The sequence below is a fragment of the Enterobacter sp. 18A13 genome (assembly GCF_007035975.1).
Taxonomy (GTDB): Bacteria; Pseudomonadota; Gammaproteobacteria; order Enterobacterales; family Enterobacteriaceae; genus Enterobacter; species Enterobacter vonholyi.
This window is the reverse complement of record NZ_AP019634.1, coordinates 1,101,971-1,122,667: the sequence shown is the minus strand read 5'-3', so window position 1 is coordinate 1,122,667 and position 20,697 is coordinate 1,101,971. Positions and strand designations below refer to the sequence as shown.

Here is a 20,697-nt window from a genome sequence, read left to right as displayed (position 1 = left end):
CAGGAGCCGTTAAGACATGCCTAATTTCTTTATCGATCGCCCCATATTTGCATGGGTGATCGCCATTATCATCATGCTGGCCGGGGGACTTGCGATCCTGAAGCTGCCTGTCGCGCAATATCCAACGATTGCGCCACCGGCGGTGACAATTTCCGCAACCTACCCGGGGGCTGATGCGAAAACGGTGCAGGATACCGTCACCCAGGTTATCGAACAGAACATGAACGGTATCGATAACCTGATGTACATGTCCTCAAACAGTGACTCTACCGGTACGGTGCAGATCACCCTGACCTTCCAGTCAGGTACGGATGCTGACATTGCGCAGGTTCAGGTGCAGAACAAACTGCAGCTGGCGATGCCTTTGCTGCCGCAGGAAGTACAACAGCAGGGCGTGAGCGTCGAGAAATCGTCCAGCAGCTTCCTGATGGTTGTCGGGGTTATCAACACCAACGGCACCATGACGCAGGAGGATATTTCCGACTACGTGGGCGCCAACATGAAGGACGCCATCAGCCGTACTTCCGGTGTGGGTGACGTGCAGCTGTTCGGTTCCCAGTACGCGATGCGTATCTGGATGGATCCGAACAAGCTAAACAACTACCAGCTGACCCCGGTTGACGTGATCAGTGCGATTAAAGCGCAGAACGCCCAGGTAGCGGCCGGTCAGTTAGGCGGTACGCCGCCGGTGAAGGGCCAGCAGCTTAACGCCTCGATCATCGCGCAGACCCGTCTGACCTCTGCCGATGAATTCAGCAAAATTCTGCTGAAGGTGAATCAGGACGGTTCGCAGGTTCGCCTGCGCGACGTGGCGAAAGTTGAGCTGGGCGGTGAGAACTACGACATCATCGCGAAGTTTAACGGCAAGCCGGCTTCCGGTCTGGGTATCAAACTGGCGACAGGCGCTAACGCCCTGGATACCGCCACGGCGATCCGCGCAGAGCTGAAGAAGATGGAGCCGTTCTTCCCGTCAGGTCTGAAAATCGTTTACCCGTACGACACCACGCCGTTCGTCAAAATTTCGATTCACGAAGTGGTTAAGACGCTGGTTGAGGCGATCATCCTCGTCTTCCTGGTTATGTACCTGTTCCTGCAAAATTTCCGCGCGACGCTTATCCCAACGATTGCCGTGCCGGTTGTTCTGCTCGGGACCTTTGCGATCCTGTCGATATTTGGCTACTCGATAAACACCCTGACGATGTTCGGGATGGTGCTCGCCATCGGCCTGCTGGTAGATGACGCCATCGTGGTGGTCGAGAACGTCGAGCGTGTCATGGCAGAAGAAGGTCTACCGCCGAAGGAAGCGACCCGTAAATCGATGGGTCAGATCCAGGGCGCGCTGGTTGGTATCGCGATGGTGCTGTCTGCGGTATTCATTCCGATGGCCTTCTTCGGGGGCTCTACCGGTGCGATTTACCGTCAGTTCTCCATTACCATCGTTTCCGCGATGGCGCTGTCGGTGCTGGTGGCGTTGATCCTGACCCCTGCCCTGTGTGCCACCATGCTGAAGCCGATTCAGAAAGGCGGTCACGGCGAGCACAAAGGGTTCTTCGGCTGGTTTAACCGCATGTTCGATAAAAGCACGCACCACTACACCGATAGCGTAGGTAACATCCTGCGCAGCACCGGTCGTTACCTGCTGCTCTATATCATCATCGTGGTGGGCATGGCCTACCTGTTTGTTCGTCTGCCAAGCTCCTTCCTGCCGGACGAAGATCAGGGCGTGTTCCTGAGTATGGCTCAGCTTCCGGCGGGTGCGTCGCAAGAGCGTACCCAGAAAGTGCTGGATGAGATGACCGATTACTACCTCACCAAAGAGAAAGCCAACGTTGAATCCGTGTTTGCGGTTAACGGCTTTGGCTTTGCGGGTCGCGGTCAGAACACCGGTATTGCCTTCGTCTCTCTGAAGGACTGGTCTGAACGTCCGGGCAAAGAGAACAAGGTTGAAGCCATCACCGGCCGTGCAATGGGCACCTTCTCGCAGATTAAAGATGCGATGGTATTCGCCTTTAACCTGCCAGCGATTGTTGAACTGGGTACCGCAACCGGTTTCGACTTCCAGCTGATCGACCAGGGCGGTCTGGGTCACGAGAAACTGACGCAGGCGCGTAACCAGCTGTTTGGTGAAGTCGCTAAACACCCTGACCTGCTGGTCGGCGTACGTCCAAACGGCCTGGAAGATACGCCGCAGTACAAAATCGACATCGATCAGGAAAAAGCTCAGGCGCTGGGCGTATCCATCAGTGACATCAACACCACGCTGGGCGCAGCCTGGGGCGGTAGCTACGTTAACGACTTCATCGATCGCGGTCGTGTGAAGAAAGTGTACGTGATGTCAGAGGCGCAGTACCGTATGTTGCCGAACGATATCAACAGCTGGTTCGTGCGCGGCAGCAATGGTCAGATGGTTCCGTTCTCGGCGTTCTCAACGTCACGCTGGGAATACGGTTCACCGCGTCTGGAACGCTATAACGGTCTGCCGTCTATGGAGATCCTGGGTCAGGCCGCACCGGGCCGAAGCACCGGTGAAGCCATGAACCTGATGGAAGAGCTGGCGAGCAAACTGCCTGCGGGTATCGGCTATGACTGGACCGGTATGTCCTATCAGGAACGTCTGTCCGGTAACCAGGCCCCTGCTCTGTACGCCATTTCACTGATTGTGGTCTTCCTGTGTCTGGCGGCACTGTACGAGAGCTGGTCGATTCCGTTCTCCGTTATGCTGGTGGTTCCACTCGGGGTTATCGGTGCGCTGCTTGCGGCGACGTTCCGTGGGTTGACCAACGACGTTTACTTCCAGGTAGGCCTGCTGACAACCATTGGCTTGTCGGCGAAGAACGCGATACTTATCGTTGAATTCGCCAAAGATCTGATGGAGAAAGAAGGCAAAGGTCTTATTGAGGCGACGCTTGAGGCGGTTCGTATGCGTCTGCGCCCGATCCTGATGACGTCACTGGCGTTTATCCTCGGCGTACTGCCGCTGGTTATCAGTTCCGGAGCGGGCTCCGGTGCGCAGAACGCAGTAGGTACTGGTGTGATGGGCGGTATGGTTACCGCGACCGTATTGGCCATCTTCTTCGTACCGGTGTTCTTCGTGGTGGTTCGCCGCCGCTTTAGCCGAAAGAATGAAGATGTTGAACACAGTCATTCGGTAGAACCTCACTGATACCGGTTTCACATGATAAAAAGGCCGCATTAGCGGCCTTTTTCATTTTCAGAAAAAATCATAAATTACGCTTATTGTGGTTCAATTTATTTTCTGCCATCTTAAATAGACATATCATAATTAACTGATAACTTAATCGGTGAAATCGGGATTTTTTTAATTTCATTTCCCCGCTTAAAGTATTAGGAATATTCCTAATAAGAAGTTCTTACAAAGATAAGTCTGAATCTAAACTTTTCTCAGCATTTTTGCTAAGCCAATGAAACGTAAGGAAGCGATAAAGCACCGTCGTTAATTTGGATAAAAACGTTGAGTCCAGGACGACCATTTGTGTTCAAGCTCTCAGCCTGCGGTTTTATTTGTAATTTTTCGTAATAGCGCGGTGAAATCCAGGAAGGAGTGGCTTATAGTTAGGTTATCAGGAACACAGCACTCATGTAGCTAAGTCAGTTGTATCCATCCCGACAATGATGTTCGGTGAGTAAGAAATCACTCAGAAGGGGATGCGCTATGGACGAGTACTCGCCAAAAAGGCATGATATCGCGCAGTTGAAATTTCTCTGCGAATCCTTGTACCATGACTGCCTTGCCAATCTTGATGAAAGTAACCATGGCTGGGTAAACGACCCAACGTCTGCCATCAATTTACAGTTGAATGAGCTGATAGAGCATATCGCAACCTTCGCACTTAATTATAAAATTAAGTACAATGAAGATAATAAGCTCATCGAGCAAATTGATGAATACCTGGACGACACCTTTATGTTGTTCAGTAGTTACGGCATTAACGCTCAGGATTTGCAAAAATGGCGTAAATCGGGAAATCGGCTATTCCGCTGTTTCGTCAACGTGAGCAGAGCTAACCCGGTGAGTCTTTCCTGTTAAAATTATTACAATTACTAAGGTGAATTTATGTCTGATAAACCACTCACAAAGATCGATTATTTGATGCGCTTACGACGTTGTCAGTCAATTGACACGCTTGAACGCGTCATTGAAAAGAATAAATACGAGCTTTCTGATAATGAACTGGCGGTATTTTATTCAGCCGCTGACCATCGTCTTGCTGAACTAACAATGAATAAGCTGTATGACAAAATCCCTACTTCTGTGTGGAAATTTGTCCGTTAATCTTTGAAGGGTGTCTGTAGAGTTCTACGCCTCGTTCTGAGTTTTACCTATCCCGTTATGCCCCCTGTGCGTAAGCCAGGTCTCCGTGTAAAACGCGTTCAACAACAGCAATGTTGTGACGATGGTCACATCGGCTTTCCGGGAACGTTCCCCTTCTGGCCAGTTCCGATTAATCTGCGGTAATAACATCCAGAGAGGTTTCCAGTGAGCTTAGAAAAACAGAAAATGATTGCCGGTGAACATTATCGCCCCGGCGATGAGACATTACGGGCTGACCGACTGCGGGCCCGCCATCTGGTTTACCGCTATAACCACACTGCGCCTGATGAAAAAACAGAACGCCAGAACATTCTGGCGGAACTTCTCGGACAAAGCGCAGGCGCTTATATAGAGCCGAGCTTCCGCTGCGACTACGGATATAACATTTATCTGGGCAAAAACTTTTACGCTAACTTCGACTGCGTGATGCTGGATGTCTGCCCTGTTCATATTGGCGATAACTGTATGCTCGCGCCGGGTGTTCAAATTTATACGGCAACCCACCCGCTGGATGCGGAGGAACGAAACAGCGGCGTGGAGTTTGGAAAACCCGTCAATATTGGAAATAACGTCTGGATTGGTGGCCGGGCGGTCATTAACCCTGGCGTCACCATTGGTGATAATGTGGTGGTGGCCTCCGGCGCGGTCGTGACGAAAGACGTCCCGGCTAACGTCGTGGTTGGCGGCAACCCGGCAAAAATTATCAAAACGCTGTGAAGTCGCGGGGAGTCAACTGTTATAGTCTTTTAGCGCCAGACTGTTACTTTTTTCAGCCTGATGGCTCCCCTAAAATTGGCAGACACCCTGTATTGTCAACTCTCATGAAGGCAAAAAATGACCGAGATACAGCGCCTGCTTACCGCCACCATCGACGATCTTAACCTCCGCGAAAAGCGCGATAATCGCCCGCGCTTTAGCATTAGCTTTATTCGCAAACATCCTGGCCTGTTTGTCGCCATGTATGCCGCCTGGCTGGCGACGCTTATTGTTATGCTGAAGTCCGAAACGCTGGTGGACTCCGTCTGGCTGCTGGTTGTACTGTTTGTCGTCTTTAACGCCTTTTTCTTTTTCGACGTGAATCCGCGCTACCGTTACGAAGATATCGACGTGCTCGATTTTCGGGTCTGCTATAACGGCGAATGGTACAACACGCGTTACGTGCCAGAGGAGCTGATCGAAAACATCATGCACTCTCCGGCAGTTGAAGCCGGGCAAAAAGAGAAGCTGCAGAAAATGGTCTCCACCAAAGGACAGCTCTCATTCTATGATGTCTTTACCCTTTCTCGCCCTGCTGCTGCGTAATTAACGCCTGCAGACTTCGGATCCCCGGCGCAAACTGAGAAGCAGAGGTATTACCGTAACCTAAAACCAGCCCGGTTTGCCCCTGCTTCGCCTCCAGGTAATACCCGCTCAGTGCAGCGGGTGCCAGCTGAAACGCTCTCGCCTTCGCCACCAGCCTCTGGTCGTCAATACCGTCTATCGCCAGCGTCAGATGCATCCCACCTTCGCCTGCCAGAATGCGGTGCGGAGTATGAAGCTCGGCGCCCAGCACCTCCCGCAGCTGGCGGTAGCGTTTACGGTACAGCCGACGCATGGCGGCAAGGTGGCGGGCGTAATGACCTTCTTCAATGAACAGCGCCAGGGTGCGCTGTTCGGCACGATGCCCACCCCGCAACAGCGAGCCGATGGCCGGACGAACCGCCTTAGCCAGCGCTGGCGGTAACACCATGAACCCCATGCGAAGTGACGGAAACAGCGTTTTACTGAACGTCCCCAGATACACAACGGGCGCATTGTTGACCATTCCCAGCATCGCCGGTACGGGCTCACCGGCATAACGGAACTCGCTGTCGTAATCATCTTCAATGATCCACGCGTTGTGCTGCCGGGCCAGGTCAAGCAGCGCCAGCCGCCGCCGCGCGCTGAGCACGCTCCCGTAAGGGAACTGATGCGAAGGCGATGTAAAGATCATTGAGGGGGCAGGCGCATCCAGCCCTTCCCAGCACATTCCCTCGTCATCAACCGGTATTCCCGTCATCGCCAGGCCGGTTTTAACAAACGCACTCTTTGCCCCGCTATAGCCAGGGTTTTCTACCCAGGCGACATCGCCAGGCTCGCTTAACAGCATCGTGCAGAGATTGACCCCCTCAAGTGCACCTTCGGTGAGCACAATCTGGCTGGCGTCGCAGTCGATACCACGGGACAAGGCGAGATGCCGGGCAATCGCTGCCCGAAGAGACGGTTCACCGGCCGGGTCACCATAGCCTAACAGGGCACTTCCCTCCTCGCGCAGAACGCGATCGTACAATCGCCGCCACAGCGGCAAGGGGAAATAGTTAATGGCAGGCGTTCCCGGCGTGAACGCCATCACAGGGGTATCGCGCGGCACAGGGGCGGGCAGCAGGGCGACACGTTTTGTCAGCCTGACGTCAGGATCCGGCAGCGTTCGGGCAATCGTACGATGAGCGAATTGCCCCACCCGTGTCCCCTGACGGTTTCGCAGCAAATAACCTTCGAGCGTGAGCTGGTCCAGCGCCGCATTGACGGTGTTTCGGGAAACCGAGATCTGCTGCGCCAGCGTTCGCGAACCGGGCAGCTGGCTGCCGGACTGAAGCCTGCCGCACAGTATCGCATCCCGCAAAGCATGATAGAGCGTGCGCTGGAGCGTCTCTTGCTCACGCTTTTTCAGCGCAGCATGGAGCAAAGTGTAAAGCTCATCACCCGGTATATTCATCTTTCCTCCTTGTGGTACCAGAAAAATATATCCTGGTGGTTCTTTTTAAGGAACCAGTAATTCACTAATCTGGAGTTCTTTTCAACGACATGGAATAAAGATGAATACATTCAATGAGTTTGGACAGCCTGTAGGCGAAGCCCTTATCGACTGGCAACCTCGTCAACACCCGTCCCGGGTAGTCCTTCAGGGTCACTATTGTCGGCTTGAGCCGCTGCGCGTGGAGCATGCCCACGCGTTGTTCTCCGCCTATTCCCTGGCCGAAGATACCCGCAGCTGGACGTGGCTACTTCGTGAACCTGATGCCACCGCAGAAGAGTTTGCCAACTGGGTGGCGAGCGTAAGTGAGTTATCCGATCCCATCCACTTTACCGTTATGGATAACCAGACCGAGTCTCCTGTCGGGACGCTGTCCCTGATGCGGATCGATCCTAAAAACGGGGTCGTGGAAGTGGGGCACGTTCACTTCTCTCCTCTGTTAAGCCGCACGCCAGGGTCGACAGAGGCGCAATATCTGCTGATGCGGTACGTGTTCGATACCCTGGGCTACCGACGTTATGAATGGAAGTGCAATAGCCTGAACGAGCCTTCCCGTAAAGCAGCGCTGCGTCTGGGCTTTCAGTTTGAGGGGCGCTTTCGCCAGGCGCTGGTCATAAAAGGCCGTAACCGGGATACCGACTGGTTTTCTATTCTCGACAAAGAGTGGCCGGCGCTGGCGAGCGCCTTTGAAAGCTGGCTTGCCACCGACAATTTTACTGCCGATGGCAAACAGAAAAGATCCCTGGAAAGCTGGCGAGAAACGCGCGTCTAGCGTCTTTTTTTACGTCCCTGAACCGCCTTAAAGCGCGGATTAGATTTGCAAATCACGTATAAGCGTCCCTTGCGTTTGACTATCTGGCAATCCGGGTGACGCTGCTTTGCACTGCGTAATGAGTTAAGTACCTGCATGGTTAGCCCCGCTTCGCATTGAGAAAACCGCCAAAACGCTTGCGGAAGCGCGCGGCGCTACCGTCCGTGGAGAACGTTTTCTGCTTGCCGGTATAAAACGGGTGCGATTTTGAAGAAACCTCAATGGTGATGTACGGATACGTTTCACCGTCGAGTTCAATTTCGCGGTCGGTCTTAATGGTTGAGCCAACCTTGAAGTATTCATTAGCGCTGGTGTCGTGGAATACCACGGTGCGATAGGCTGGATGGATATCAGGCTTCATCGTAAATCCTTTGTGTTTTGTTATAACATAACAAAATAATATCCAGGCCAGTTCGAAAAAACAACCCCCTCTCGCCGGGCGATATTTTCTCGTTTGCCTGAGATAAAATGAAAACCTGGCTGCCCACGTGCTATAACTATATCATTTCGCGGTAAAATCTTTCTCTTCAGGCAAGGAACTCAATGCCTAGGAACGGGTATACGAGGAAGGACACGACAGCATGAAAACCCGACATCTGGTCAGTCTGGTGACTGGCATACTTATCTTTTCTGTGCTGGTTCCCATTTGCCTGAGCATCTGGCTGGCCCATCGCCAGGCGGAAGATAAGTTTGCCAATGCGCTGGATAACTATGCGTCACGCGTGTTGGTAAGAACCGACAGAGTTGTGGATCAGGCAAAAGAAGCACTCGATCACCTGCAGGCCTTTGAAGGGGTGCCGTGTAGCCCGTTGCAGTTAAGAGAGATGCGCCGGGTCGCTTTCTCGTGGCGATATGTTCAGGAAGTGATTTATATCGATAACCTTCAGCCGCTCTGCTCCTCCCTCGAGCAAACCAGTCATGCTCCCCCTTTCCCCCCACCGATGCGCATTACCGAAGATGGTTACAGCGCATGGCTGACCACGCAAAACGATCTTGGGTTTAACCGCTACATGGCAGTGCTGGGAAAAGGCCACTACCTTGTCATGGTCGATCCTGCCTCGCTGGTGGACGTTATCCCTTTCGGCGAGATAGCGATTGATGCCGCCCTGGTAGGCACTACAACACACCGCATATTCGCCAGCAGCAGTAAGCTCAATTCTCACATCCGCGACATGGTTCAGGAGCGGGATGTCAAAAGCGTGCAGTACAACGGTTCAATGTACGTCATGAAGTCTGTACCTGAGCTTGGATTTACCGTCGTCGCATGGGCAACGCTCAAACCGCTGGCTGAAACCTGGCACCGGCAGCTTCTTTTCTGGTTACCGTTCGGCATGTTAATAAGTCTGCTCGCCGCGCTGTTTGTCCTGCGGATCCTGCGTCGTATCCAGTCGCCGCGCAATCGCCTGCTTGACGCCATTAACAGCCGGGATTTTGTGGTTCACTATCAGCCCATCGTGGCGCTCAGTAGCGGAAAAATTGTGGGCGCAGAAGCGCTGACGCGCTGGCCACAGCCAGACGGAAGCAGCCTATCGCCGGATATTTTTGTCCCCCTTGCCGAGCAAACGGGGCTCATCTCACAGCTGACGCAGTTAGTCATCGAAAAGGTGTTTGAAGATATGGGCCACTGGCTGCAACGCCATCCCGATCAGCATATCTCCATTAACCTCGCCCCTGCCGATTTAACCTCCGGCATCCTGCCACCTTTACTGAGTCAGCTACTGAATAAGTGGCAAATACAACCCCGACAAATCGCCCTTGAGCTCACCGAGCGCGGCTTTGCCGATCCCAAAATCAGCGCGCCGGCTATCGCCGCATTTCGCCGCTCGGGGCACCCTGTCTATATTGATGATTTTGGCACGGGCTATTCCAGCCTGAGCTATCTGCAGGATCTGGACGTCGACACGCTAAAAATTGATAAATCGTTCGTCGATGCGCTGGAGTATAAAAACGTGACGCCGCACATCATTGAAATAGCAAAGTCGTTGAAGCTGGCGATGGTGGCGGAGGGCATCGAGACCGCAGGGCAGCTCGCCTGGCTACACCGTCACGGCGTGCAGTACGGGCAGGGGTGGTACTACAGCAAGGCACTGCCAAAAACGGAATTTATTCTTTGGGCAGAAAATAACCTCGGCACGCACGCTACTTGAGATAGGATTTGATCACCCGCAACACCACGCCAAGATCGGCTTCACGCTGCGCTTCTTCAGGCTCTTTCACCACGTGATCGGTTAAATGTCCTTCGATCACCTGCATCATCATGCCATTGACCGCCCCGCGGATTGCCGCCAGCTGCTGTAACACCTCGGCGCATTCGTGATCGCTGTTAAGCATTTTTTCCAGCGCGGTGCTTTGCCCCTGAATTTTCTTCAGGCGAGTCAGTAACATCTTCTTGTCTCTAACGGTATGTGACATCTCTGTATCCCTAATTTTTTAGCTTTTAAAGCATATCACGCTCTACTCCCCCTGAGTATTTTTCTACTGGGGGGTAGTATTACGCTACTGGGGGGGAGTAGTATCTCCGCACGCTTTCCACTCCGGAATTTCCCATGACCGATTTTGCTTCACTTCTTCAGCAGGGCAATGCCTGGCTGTTTGTTCCCAGCGCTATCCTGCTCGGTGCGCTGCATGGCCTGGAACCAGGCCATTCAAAAACAATGATGGCAGCCTTTATTGTTGCCATCCGCGGCACGCTGAAACAGGCGGTACTGCTTGGCCTGGCGGCAACGCTCTCCCATACGGCGGTGGTCTGGCTCGTTGCGATGGCGGGATTATGGTTTGGTCGGGGCTGGGATGCGCATACGTCCGAACCCTGGTTCCAGCTGATCTCCGGGGTGCTGATCGTTGCGATCGCCCTGTGGATGGCGTGGCGAACCTGGAAAGAGAGCCAGCCGCGCGATCATCATCACGACCATGATAGCCATCACCACCACGACCATGAACATGAACATGAACATGAACATGACCACCATCATGATCATCATCACCACGAACACACGCTGATTGAAGAAGAGTGGCAGGACGCCCACCAGCGCGCTCACGCGCAGGATATTAACCGCCGCTTCAGCGGTCAAAATGTCACCACCGGACAGATTGTGATGTTTGGCCTGACCGGCGGACTTATCCCCTGCCCGGCGTCCATCACCGTGCTGCTGATCTGCCTGCAGCTGAAGCATTTCGCCCTCGGCGCGACGCTGGTGTTCAGCTTCAGTATTGGTCTGGCGTTAACGCTGGTCGCTTCCGGCGCGATTGCCGCCTTAAGCCTCAAGCACGCGACCAAACGCTGGCCCGGGTTTAGCGAATTCTCCCGTAAGGCACCGTGGATCTCCGCTGCGCTGATTACCGTGGTAGGAATTTACATGAGCCTGCATGGCCTGAGCGGCATTCTGGCGTAAGCATGCGGCCACGCTCTGTGGCCGCCTCTCCAGGGTCAGTTAAGGGTTCTGCTGCCAGCTGAAGGTATAGCGAAGCTGACGTGTCTGCAGAATGAATTCCGGTGCAACGCTGGGACTCCAGGAATCGTCGCCGCCCACGCCCATATGGAACGCATCGAGGTTAAGCCAGCATCCCGGCTCTTCCCGCAGCAGATGATGATGGGTTGTCTCCCGCAGCTGCTGCTGGCTATAGCGGCTCACCGAGAAGTGGAACTGGCCATTTAGCTGATGCGTTCCCAGCGTCAGCTCCCGCGTATCACAGCGCAAACCATTTTCCGTCGGGAAGATATACGGCGTGTGCATCTCCGCCAGGGGTAATGTCCAGCGCCCCTGCCGTGCCGCCAGCTTTCTGTCCGGATAGTTTTCATGCGGCCCCAGTCCCAGCCAGGAGACGTTTTCCGGCGTTTCGGCAAGATGAACGCTCAGGCCAACGCGCGCAGGCTCCGGGATATCAGATGCAATATCGACCTGAATATCGACATGCAGAACGCCTCGCTCGTCCACCCTCCAGACTTTACGGCTCATAAACAGGGCTTTGCCGCGATACTCAAGGACGTGCTGGGTTGTGACAACCACCTCGTCTGCGTGCTGCTCTGCCTCACAGTGCAGAACGCGCGAGGTGAGATCGTACATGCCCGCCGCTTTCCAGCGTTCAACCCAGGCGTTCGGATCGATCTTCGTCGCTTCACTTACGCCAATGTCGTTGTCCAGCGGCGCGCGGCTGACGTTATCCGTCAGAGGTGAAAGCAGCGTTTCAACGCCATTTCGCCACCATTGAGTCAGATTTCCGGTTGCGCGATCGAATTGCCAGCGCTGTTGACGATGGGAGATCTCCTGAACGCGATCGTTTTGCGTCAAGACCGGCGGCTCGCCCACCGGAGCTGGCGGAGCAATAAAGAGTGGAGCCGGCAGCGGCCACTGCTCCCACGCGCAGCGATGGTCAGCCGGTGACCACGGCGTTGCCCGCGGCTGGCGTACTTCTACGTTCAGCCAGACCTCACCCGGCCCGGCTTTCAGCTCCGGCAGGTCGATCTCCAGACGCTGGGTGCCTTCAGGCGACATCGAGAGCGTCACCTCGCCCTCGGCCAGCACGTCCCCGTCCCGGGCAACCGTCCAGCTCAGCACTTCGTTATCGGTGTGGCGGAACAGGTAGCCGCTTTGCACCTCAATCACCAGCGGCGAGGTGCTGACCCGCGTAAATGTAAAGAACTGCTGGGCGCGCTGCGCCTCGTACAGCGCCGGGTGCGGCGTGCGATCGGGGAATACCAGGCCATTGAGGCAGAACTGCCGATCGTTCGGCTTATCGCCAAAGTCTCCCCCGTAGGCCCAGAACGCGTTGCCAGCTTCGTCCTGTTTCGTCAGGGCCTGATCGACCCAGTCCCAGACAAATCCCCCCTGCAGGCGAGGGTGGCTGCGAAACGCCTGCCAGTATTTCGCGAACCCGCCAAAGCTATTCCCCATCGCGTGAGCATATTCACAGAGGATCAGCGGACGCGTTTCGTCCGGCATACCGATCCATTTTTTGATTGACCATTTAGGCACTGCCGGGAAGGGCTGATCCTGATCGACACGGGCATACATCGGACAAACAATATCGGTAGCCGCCGTATTCGCGCCGCCGCCTTCATACTGCACCGGACGCGTCGGATCCGTAGATTTCACCCAGCGATACAGTGCGTCGTGGTTTGCGCCGTGCCCGGACTCATTGCCCAGCGACCAAATGATTATTGAGGGATGATTACGATCGCGCTGCACCATGCGGGTCACGCGTTCGCTCATAGCGGGCAGCCAGCGCGGATCGTCTGCAAGGCGGCTCATCGGCACCATACCGTGGGTTTCGATGTTGGCTTCATCAACAACGTACAGCCCGTAGCGGTCGCAAAGCCGGTACCACAGCGGATGGTTCGGGTAGTGCGAGCAGCGCACGGCGTTGAAGTTGTGCTGCTTCATGATTTCGATATCGCGGCGCATGGTCGCTTCGTCCATCACCTGGCCGTTTTCCGGGTGATGCTCGTGCCGGTTAACCCCGCGGATCAGCAGCGGTTTACCGTTGAGCTTCAGCAGGCCATTGCTGATATCAACGCGGCGGAAGCCCACGTCGCATGCCTCAATCTCAAGCACTTCACCCTGCGGGTTGATAAGCGCAATCGTCAGGCGATACAGTTCTGGCGTTTCAGCGCTCCAGAGCGCGGGCTGTTCAACGGGCATCGCCGCCGTTAAGCGCTCTGCCCAGCTGCCGCGCTCGTCGACGATGGCTGACCCTGGACGCCGGGAAACGCAGGCGCATTTTTCCTCCGCGCGCCACAGGGTAAAAACCACCTCGCAGTCTGCAAAGCCAGCGCCTGCCAGCGCGACATCAACCTTCAGCACCGCGCGGTCCAGCTCCTTATTCAGGTCCGTCACCACGTGATAATCGGCAATCCGGGTATCGGGTTTATGCAGCAAAGTCACATCGCGGAAAATGCCGCTCATGCGCCACATGTCCTGATCTTCAAGATAGCTGCCGTCGCACCAGCGCAATACCATGACCGCCAGGCGGTTCTGCCCGGGGCGTAATGCCGCCGAGAGGTCAAATTCGGCGGGCAGCCGACTGTCCTGGGAATAGCCTATCCACTTCCCGTTGCACCAGAGATGGAACGCCGAGTTCACACCGTCAAAGATGATGCGTGTTTGCCCGCTCTGAAGCCAGGCGTCATTCATTTCAAATGTGAGCGAGTAACAACCTGTCGGATTTTCCTGCGGCACAAAAGGTGGGTTAACGGGGATGGGATAGGTGACATTGGTGTAGATGGGCGTGTCAAACCCCTGCATCTGCCAGTTCGACGGTACGGGCATCGCGACGGCATCCGCGCAATCTTCGGTGCCCCATGCCTCAGGAACCTGCTCGGGAGCAGAAAAGTAGCTAAATCGCCACATCCCATTAAGAGTGCGCCTGCTGGTGGTTCCGGCGTCATCTCTGGCGGAAGATTCATTGCGCCAGCTGTGTAACGGCGCATGTGCGGCCAGGCGGTTCCACTGGGTGACGCCGGGGTTTTCCCAGTCCCGACGGGCCAGAATGGCGCTGAGGGTCAGCGGTGAAGTGGTGGACATAGTAACCTCTTTGCGAAGCGCTCACAATTTTGGTTAACATGCCCTGGCACTCTGCGATGGTAAAGCGCCCATTCGCCGGGTAGCGAGTCAGATCACAAAGTTTTATTTGCGGGCAATCTGCTCGGCAAGGAGTGCCAGGCTTCTAAGCTGCTCCGCCAGATCCTCGCGTTCAGCCTGCTTCGGGTTGCGGCGTGCGCTTGAATGACGGGTAACCAGCGTCACCGGTAGTTGAACCTGCCAGCACGCCTCCTCCCCGGTGGGGGCCAGCAGCCATTCCACGCTGCGTTCACCCGCATCGCGAAACGCCTGACGAATGGTCGTCAGCGGCGGGGAAAACCAGGCGCTGTCGGCCGTATCGTCAAACCCGACCACCGACATCTGGCCAGGAATAGCGATCCCTTTTTCCGCGCAGGCGCGCATTACCCCGAGCGCCATCTGATCGTTAGCCACCAGAATGGCATCCGGTAATATCGTCCCCGACAGAAGGACATGCCCTTTCTCATAGCCGCTGGCGGCGCTCCAGTCACCGTAAGCCACCTCAACGGCTTCATGCCACGCGCGGGCCAGAGCGGCTTTCCACCCCGCCAGACGCGCCCGAGCAGAGACCGAGCTTTCCGGCCCGCTCAGCAGAGCAATATGTCGATGCCCCAGCGAAAGCAGATGCTCAACGCCCAGACGCGCCCCCTGCTCCGCGTTAAACACGAGGCTGTTTACCCGCGCTGAAGGTGCCACATCGAGGAACAGCACCGGGACGGGCGACGCCAGTGCCCTGAGTTCTTCGGCGAGCAGATCGTCAAGCGGAACATTCACCAGCAGCGCGTCCACCCGCTGCGCCAGCAGCGCCTGAAGCGCGACCTGACAGTGCTGCGGCTGTTCAACCATGGAGATAAGAACACTTGCCCCCTGTTCCGCCGCGCGGGATTTTACCGCCGACACAATTTGCGAGGGCGCATGCAGGGCCAGATCGGTGGTGATAAGTCCCAGCGTGCGGGTGCGTTTACCCGCCAGCTGCTGTGCGCGCAGGTTAGGCACGTAGTGCAGCTCCGCCATCGCCTGCTGCACCTTTTCCCGCGTGCGGGCAGAAACATGCTCCGCGTCGTTAATGACGCGGGAAACGGTCTGATAAGAAACCCCCGCAAGGAGGGCGACATCGTAGAGAGTGATAGCTTTCATGCATTGTGGCATCGCGTGAGTCGGGGCCCATTATTGTGGCACAGCGACGCCGTTAAAACATGTGAGCGCTTCGCAAAATTAAACAACCCGCTCCGGCTGAGGTATTTCCGCAATGCGCGGCTTTTGGCGAAACCAGGGCAGACAGAGCTGGATAAGCGGGCCAATGGTCAGGGCATAAAGTACGGTTCCCACGCCAAAGGTGCCGCCAAGCACGCACCCAATCAGCAGGACGGACACTTCAATTGAGGTGCGCACGCTACGAATGGACCACCCCAGCCGGGCGTGAATGCCGGTCATCAGACCGTCGCGCGGGCCTGGCCCGAAACCGGCCCCGATGTACATGCTGGTCGCAATCGCGTTCATCACGATGCCCGACACCAGGAAAGCGATTCGAACGGGTAACGATTCCAGTTCCGGGATAAGCGCCATGCTGGCGTCCGCCGCCAGACCGATACAAATCACGTTACTGATCGTGCCAAGCCCCGGCATCTGGCGCAGCGGGATCCACAGCAGCAGCAACGCAGCGCCGGTCACAATAATCACCGTTCCGATAGTCATTCCCAGCTGTAACCCCACCCCAAGGTGAAATACATCCCAGGGGTCGACGCCCAAATCGGAACGAATAAACATCGCGGTGGACAGGCCATACAGTCCTAAACCGACATAGAGTTGTAGCAGACGACGTACCATTTTTATCTTCTCCAGTGAACCAGGCTTTCATCCTGACCTAAAATGGCACTATGATTAATGTCCAGTTTTCAAATAGTGGACTGCATATGTCATCACGCCGCTTCGGAAGTCAGTCTCTGGTACGCCTTTTAGGCCACTGGCAACAAGCCTCATCCCGAACCCCGCTCTGGCGACAGCTGGCCGACGCGCTGCGTTTATTAATCCTTGACGGACGGCTGGCACTGAATACGCGGCTGCCGGGCGAGCGTGAGCTGGCCGCGGCGCTGGACGTGAGCCGTACCACCGTCAGCAGCGCGCTCGCCCACCTGCGTGAAGAGGGATATCTTGAAAGCCGCCACGGCAGCGGGTCACGCGTGATCCTCCCGGATACGCGCGCCGTTCCCACTCTTTCCGCGGCGAGCGCGGCACTGGATCTCTCCACTGCCGCCCTCAATGCCGGGCCGGAGATCCATCAGGCGTATACCCATGCGCTCACGGCCATTACCCAGCATCTCTCGCTGACGGGCTACGATCAGCTAGGGCTGCCGACGCTGCGGGAAGCCATCGCTGCACGCTATACCGCGCGTGGTCTTCCCACCCGCGCGGACGAAGTGATGGTGGTCAATGGCGCCGTCAGCGGCTTCGCGCTGGTCCTGCGGATGATGACCGGGCCCGGGGATCGCGTCGTGGTCGATCACCCCACCTATCCGCTGGCGATTGCCGCCATTCAGGGCGCGCAGTGTCGGCCCGTGGGGGTGTCGCTGCCGGAAACCGGCTGGGATACGGATGGCTTCGCCGCCACGCTTGCCCAAACCGCGCCGCGCCTGGCGTACCTGATGCCGGATTTTCATAATCCGACCGGGCGCTGTATGGATATTGCCACCCGTCAGGCCATCACGGATATTGCAGCCCAAACCCGCACGGCGCTGGTGGTGGATGAAACGATGGTGGATCTCTGGTTTGATGCGCCTCCCCCGCCACCGCTGGCTGCCTTCAACCCGCAGGCCACCGTCATCACTTTAGGCTCCGCCGGCAAAAGCTTCTGGGGAGGGCTGCGTCTAGGCTGGATCCGCGCCTCATCGCGCACCATCGCCACGCTTGCCCAGACGCGGGATACGCTGGATTTAGGCTCGCCGCTGCTGGAACAGCTGGCAATGCAGTGGCTCATTAACAACAGCGAGACGTTTCTGCCCGCACGCCGGAAGATGCTAGCGGAACGGCGCGATCGATGCGGTGACCTGCTGCGAGAACATTTTCCGGAGTGGAAATTCCACGAGGCGGAAGGCGGGCTCTCCTACTGGATAGAGCTACCGGGCATGCTGGCGACACAGCTTGCCGCACGGGCAGAAATAATCGGAATTAACCTTGGAACCGGGACGCGATTTGGTTTATCGGGGGCGTTTGACCGCTATTTACGTATGCCCTTCTCGCTGGAATCGACAGAGCTTGAGCAGGCGTTACTGAGGATCAAACCGTTATGGCTCACCCTGAATAAAAACGTGCCATCGTTAAAACGCAGCGTAATCTAATATTAAAATATTTGAAGCAGATCATAAAATAAAAACTGCTGACTGTAATATATGCAGTCAGCAGTTTTCACTGGTCAGTGTTTAATGCTGAGGAGGAATAGGAAAGCCTTTTAGTGAAATAACGAAATTATCACCGTCTTTCTTTATTTTTGCACCGGTATCACACCAGTCAGACGCAATACGAAAGAACTCATCGCTTCCAACATTCCAGCCAAGACGTACATGCTTCACGTAGCCTGAACGCAACAGATCGCAGGCCTCGTTGTAGTCACTGGCAGTTGACAGTTGTTGTTTCATTTTCTCTTCTTCAGAAGTTTACGTAGAGCCTTGATTTCTTTAGGAGTAAAAGGAGAAACACTCTCTTCTTCCGTATGCTGATTATCAATATCCTCTTCCGATACTCCCGCCTCTTCTACTGCTTCGAATGCCAGCAGCAGCAGTTTCTCTGTTGTCACGCTTAAATTCTCGTTATTGAGTTCCGCATAGTGGCGAAGCCTTTCTTTTAGCGCGTCATCAATCTTAACGTTTAATACCGCTGTAGCCATGTTTGTCACTTCCCTTCGGAATAAGTACTTTATTTAATACACGAAGTTAACAATGTTATCCAGATATAAATTTTTTCGAGTTATGGAAGAAAATAGACATCCAATTATAAAATGACAGTCTATTATTACAGGTTTATGACAATAATATTTCAGCGCGATGAAATATATATTACACGATATAGGCATAATATTATTGTGGGATAGCAGTCAAAAGTGAGAGGTGAAAGCAGGAAGATTTTATGAGGGCGGAAATGGGTAGGGGCCCTGCCAGCTAAGCTTTTCCAATAAAACCTATGTATTTCAATGCACTAAAAAGCGGTGGGGCAATGATTTTGTATCACCCAAAGTATACACTGGCAAGCCGTTTTCTCATGCGACAGACACAAAAAACCGGGGCTGACCCGGCTTTGTATGGCTTTTGACCAAACTCCATCTAAGCCACATTTTCCACTACCATGTAGGATCGCCCAACCTCTTCAATCAGTGGTTGGAGGTTCGTATTGCTGCCTTTGACTGTAAATAGGTCTTCTGGCTGTTCATCTTTTACGGCTTCCTGAGAAACTCCCGATTCACACGCATAATTCAGGGTCTTGCTGGAGAGAGTAACCCAGTGATTTTGCTCTTCGTTTAAGTCCATCGAGTACGCGACTACGGTAGCGTTCTTCATAATAATCCGCGCCAGGATCGACATATTTCTGACCATATTTCAGGGCATTGTAGAACAGTATTGCCAGTTTTCTTGCCGTTGCAGTGACTGCTTTCGCTTTCCCTATACGGGATGATAATCGACGATAAAAAGCGCCCAACGCGGTATCGCTCCGGCCAATTGTTGTGGCTGCCAGCCTGAGTGCAGCAGCAATTCGACTGGATGAACGTCTCGTTTTCGAGGACAACACTTTTCCACCGGAGATCTTATTTCCCGGGGACAAACATAGCCACGAGGTAAAATGGCTCGCATCCGGCCAGCGATTCATGTCAGTACCGCATTCGGCAACGAATTTTAGTGCCAGATAAGGTCCAAACCCATGTATCTGTGTCAGATCTGCCCCAGTAATTTTCCAGAGTAACGGTCTGACATCAAAGGAAAGTTGATTGGGTTGCTTTGTACGATGTCTGGCGGAGGGCAATACTCCCTCAGGCTCTTTAATTCCGATACTGAGCTGCAATAATGAAGTTTCGATTTGATCATCACACTCGCGGATCTTTTCCTGGTAAAAATCGAAAAATGCAACCGACTGTTCAAGTGCAAAAAGATGCTCAGGCTGCCAGTTCCCTGTCAGGGCCTGCTGAAGCACTTCTGGCGTCTTCTTACATCTGACATCACGATACTGGATCAACATTGAAGGATCGCGCTCACCACTGACAATGGCTCTGACGATTGAAAGACCGGTAACGCCAGTGATATCCGATACGGCATGATGTAATTGCACATTCATCTGCATCAACGCCTTCTGCATATGCTGGATATGTGCAGCCCGGTATTCAGTCAGGCGTTCCCGTTGCCTCAAATAAGACCTGAGTACAGAAATGTCGTGTTCAGGTCTGAAGCTGGCCCGGAGAAGACCAAATGAATGCAGTTTCTGCAACCACTGGGCGTCGTTGACATCAGTCTTGCGACCAGGAACATTTTTTGCGTCTCTGGCATTTACGAGGATCACATTGAAACCCGCGGCTTCAAGGATCTCAAAAGCAGGCAACCAGTAAACGCCGGTGGACTCCATGGCGATGGTCGTAATGTGACAGGTTTTGAGCCAGTCAGACATCCGATGAAGGTCGCCGGTGAAACTTTGAAAAGTCCTGACTGGCTCGGCGTCAGCGTCAGGCGGTACGGCGACAACGTGAAATTCAGCGCCAATATCAACGCCCGCAGCATGAGAATGGACAATAGACATTCGGGAGGATTTTTTCATGGGAATCTCCTTGCTCATTTTTGATGAACGAAGGAGGGGACGACGGAGAAATCACCTTCCTGAACGGGATCAAAGTCACCACTGTCGGATCCGCCACAGTCCCTGAACCATGTTTTTTTACGGGGTCATACCACCAAAAGGCCGACGGCTGCTTCCTTCGCTAAATTAGTCTGCCAGCTTTTCCAGGGAGTTTCTGAGACTCAGGACGGGGTTTCACCCATGGACAGTTTTTTAACATAACCATAATACAGACGACTAACCGCAGTCCTTAAAGATACCGCCGTACAAGAAGATAAAGCGACCACATTTTCCCCTGTGTACTTGAACACTGGCGGCTCATAGTTTTTGATCACGCTCCGGCAAGAGTTCACAAATTGTGTGAACGCTTCAATTTTACCTGCCAGGGCCATACGACGGGCATGTTCGATCTCAT

19 protein-coding genes are annotated in these 20,697 nt (G+C 54.5%); 9 read left to right on the top strand and 10 right to left on the bottom strand.

The genetic code is table 11. The features are described 5' to 3' along the window. Positions 1-16: 16 nt before the first annotated feature. The 5 genes from acrB to FOY93_RS05465 all read left to right on the top strand — a co-directional run bounded on the left by acrB (position 17) and on the right by FOY93_RS05465 (position 5,635). Positions 17-3,163 (top strand): multidrug efflux RND transporter permease subunit AcrB, encoded by a 3,147-nt coding sequence (gene acrB / locus FOY93_RS05485; RefSeq protein WP_143344769.1) that lies wholly within the window; start codon positions 17-19, stop codon positions 3,161-3,163. A 510-nt stretch (positions 3,164-3,673) separates the two neighbouring features. Further along, entirely contained in the window at positions 3,674-4,048 is a 375-nt protein-coding gene (gene tomB, locus FOY93_RS05480; RefSeq protein WP_008499288.1) for an Hha toxicity modulator TomB, read from the top strand. A gap of 27 nt (positions 4,049-4,075) precedes the next feature. Next, a complete protein-coding gene (hha, locus tag FOY93_RS05475; protein WP_008499287.1) occupies positions 4,076-4,294 on the top strand; it encodes a hemolysin expression-modulating protein Hha in 219 nt (72 codons plus the stop codon). Positions 4,295-4,498: 204 nt separating this feature from the next. After that, a complete protein-coding gene (gene maa / locus FOY93_RS05470) occupies positions 4,499-5,050 on the top strand; it encodes a maltose O-acetyltransferase (RefSeq protein ID WP_133293900.1) in 552 nt (183 codons plus the stop codon). Positions 5,051-5,167: 117 nt separating this feature from the next. After that, a complete protein-coding gene (locus FOY93_RS05465; RefSeq protein WP_023310598.1) occupies positions 5,168-5,635 on the top strand; it encodes a YlaC family protein in 468 nt (155 codons plus the stop codon). On the opposite strand, the gene pdxR is transcribed toward FOY93_RS05465, so the two are convergent. Further along, positions 5,607-7,067, bottom strand: a complete 1,461-nt coding sequence (pdxR, locus tag FOY93_RS05460; RefSeq protein WP_143344767.1) for a MocR-like pyridoxine biosynthesis transcription factor PdxR — start codon at positions 7,065-7,067, stop codon at positions 5,607-5,609. The two genes, FOY93_RS05465 and pdxR, sit on opposite strands and share 29 nt — an antisense overlap. A 100-nt stretch (positions 7,068-7,167) precedes the next feature. Here pdxR and FOY93_RS05455 point away from each other — a divergent pair, with 100 nt between their 5' ends. Beyond that, positions 7,168-7,878: a GNAT family N-acetyltransferase gene (locus FOY93_RS05455; RefSeq protein ID WP_133293898.1), complete on the top strand. Its 711-nt coding sequence runs from the start codon at positions 7,168-7,170 to the stop codon at positions 7,876-7,878. Here the strand turns inward: FOY93_RS05455 and ykgO are convergent. Continuing rightward, positions 7,875-8,015 (bottom strand): type B 50S ribosomal protein L36, encoded by a 141-nt coding sequence (ykgO, locus tag FOY93_RS05450; RefSeq protein WP_003859006.1) that lies wholly within the window; start codon positions 8,013-8,015, stop codon positions 7,875-7,877. The genes FOY93_RS05455 and ykgO overlap by 4 nt on opposite strands. A 2-nt stretch (positions 8,016-8,017) precedes the next feature. After that, a complete protein-coding gene (locus FOY93_RS05445) occupies positions 8,018-8,278 on the bottom strand; it encodes a type B 50S ribosomal protein L31 (protein ID WP_010428154.1) in 261 nt (86 codons plus the stop codon). A gap of 220 nt (positions 8,279-8,498) precedes the next feature. Between FOY93_RS05445 and FOY93_RS05440 the strand changes: the two genes are divergently transcribed. Next, complete coding sequence (locus tag FOY93_RS05440) at positions 8,499-10,064, top strand: EAL domain-containing protein (RefSeq protein WP_133293897.1); 1,566 nt, start codon at positions 8,499-8,501, stop codon at positions 10,062-10,064. On the opposite strand, the gene FOY93_RS05435 is transcribed toward FOY93_RS05440, so the two are convergent. Continuing rightward, positions 10,057-10,329, bottom strand: a complete 273-nt coding sequence (locus FOY93_RS05435; protein WP_115874368.1) for a metal-sensing transcriptional repressor — start codon at positions 10,327-10,329, stop codon at positions 10,057-10,059. The genes FOY93_RS05440 and FOY93_RS05435 overlap by 8 nt on opposite strands. 134 nt (positions 10,330-10,463) lie before the next feature. Here FOY93_RS05435 and FOY93_RS05430 point away from each other — a divergent pair, with 134 nt between their 5' ends. After that, complete coding sequence (locus FOY93_RS05430; RefSeq protein WP_143344766.1) at positions 10,464-11,309, top strand: nickel/cobalt efflux protein RcnA; 846 nt, start codon at positions 10,464-10,466, stop codon at positions 11,307-11,309. A 39-nt stretch (positions 11,310-11,348) separates the two neighbouring features. Here FOY93_RS05430 and FOY93_RS05425 read toward each other — a convergent pair whose 3' ends face one another. The 3 genes from FOY93_RS05425 to yczE form a co-directional block, all read right to left on the bottom strand. Continuing rightward, on the bottom strand, positions 11,349-14,438 hold the full coding sequence (locus FOY93_RS05425) for a beta-galactosidase (RefSeq protein WP_143344765.1): 3,090 nt from the start codon (positions 14,436-14,438) through the stop codon (positions 11,349-11,351). Between the two features lie 102 nt (positions 14,439-14,540). Then, complete coding sequence (locus FOY93_RS05420; protein WP_133293894.1) at positions 14,541-15,611, bottom strand: LacI family DNA-binding transcriptional regulator; 1,071 nt, start codon at positions 15,609-15,611, stop codon at positions 14,541-14,543. A 78-nt stretch (positions 15,612-15,689) separates the two neighbouring features. Continuing rightward, on the bottom strand, positions 15,690-16,301 hold the full coding sequence (gene yczE, locus FOY93_RS05415; RefSeq protein ID WP_143344764.1) for a membrane protein YczE: 612 nt from the start codon (positions 16,299-16,301) through the stop codon (positions 15,690-15,692). Positions 16,302-16,387: 86 nt separating this feature from the next. On the opposite strand from yczE, the gene yczR reads away from it, so the two are divergent. Further along, positions 16,388-17,809, top strand: coding sequence for a MocR-like transcription factor YczR (gene yczR / locus FOY93_RS05410; RefSeq protein WP_143344763.1), 1,422 nt, complete (start codon positions 16,388-16,390; stop codon positions 17,807-17,809). Positions 17,810-17,890: 81 nt separating this feature from the next. Here the strand turns inward: yczR and FOY93_RS05405 are convergent, their stop codons facing one another. From FOY93_RS05405 to FOY93_RS05390, 3 genes are all read right to left on the bottom strand, one after another. Beyond that, positions 17,891-18,106, bottom strand: coding sequence for a hypothetical protein (locus FOY93_RS05405; RefSeq protein WP_023310588.1), 216 nt, complete (start codon positions 18,104-18,106; stop codon positions 17,891-17,893). Further along, positions 18,103-18,354, bottom strand: a complete 252-nt coding sequence (locus tag FOY93_RS05400) for a hypothetical protein (protein WP_032638522.1) — start codon at positions 18,352-18,354, stop codon at positions 18,103-18,105. Before FOY93_RS05400 ends, FOY93_RS05405 begins: the two co-directional genes overlap by 4 nt. Positions 18,355-18,923: 569 nt before the next feature. Next, the gene (locus FOY93_RS05390) at positions 18,924-20,264 is read right to left on the bottom strand and encodes an IS110 family RNA-guided transposase (protein ID WP_172621907.1); all 1,341 of its coding nucleotides are present in this window, start codon (positions 20,262-20,264) and stop codon (positions 18,924-18,926) included. Between the last annotated feature and the right edge of the window lie 433 nt (positions 20,265-20,697).